The organism is Pseudoalteromonas sp. S1609 (genome assembly GCF_005887255.1).
Lineage (GTDB): Bacteria > Pseudomonadota > Gammaproteobacteria > Enterobacterales > Alteromonadaceae > Pseudoalteromonas.
Genome location: NZ_PNDJ01000199.1, coordinates 1 through 314, shown reverse-complemented (window position 1 = coordinate 314; position 314 = coordinate 1). Strand labels below are relative to the sequence as shown.

1 protein-coding gene and 1 tRNA gene are annotated in these 314 nt (G+C 41.4%); both read right to left on the bottom strand.

The window, feature by feature from the left end:
• Positions 1-49: 49 nt before the first annotated feature.
• Positions 50-125: transfer RNA gene (locus CWB76_RS19415), tRNA-Leu, on the bottom strand.
• The coding region (locus CWB76_RS20170; protein WP_212751303.1) for a hypothetical protein at positions 91-314 on the bottom strand (224 nt) is incomplete at its 5' end. The genes CWB76_RS20170 and CWB76_RS19415, both read right to left, overlap by 35 nt.

The window sequence follows — 314 nt, the reverse complement described above, 5'->3', positions numbered from 1 at the left end:
ATAACTAAAAAGTTACCTTTGGATATTACTGAGAGGACTTAGAAAATAGTGGGGCGATTGACGGGTCTCGAACCCGCGACAACCGGAATCTCAATCCGGGGCTCTACGATCTGAGCTCCAACCGCCACTACATACACCTTTTTTTGTGTGGCTCTCATAATACATAATATCCCTATGCTTGTGAAGCAAAATATCAATAAAAATTAAAGTTATTATAAGTATTCTAAATTTAATCATATTGGCAACGGGCAACTGGACTAAAAACTCCACAACCGCGGCTCTTCCCGCTACCCGCGTAGTAAATCGTTCTTGCA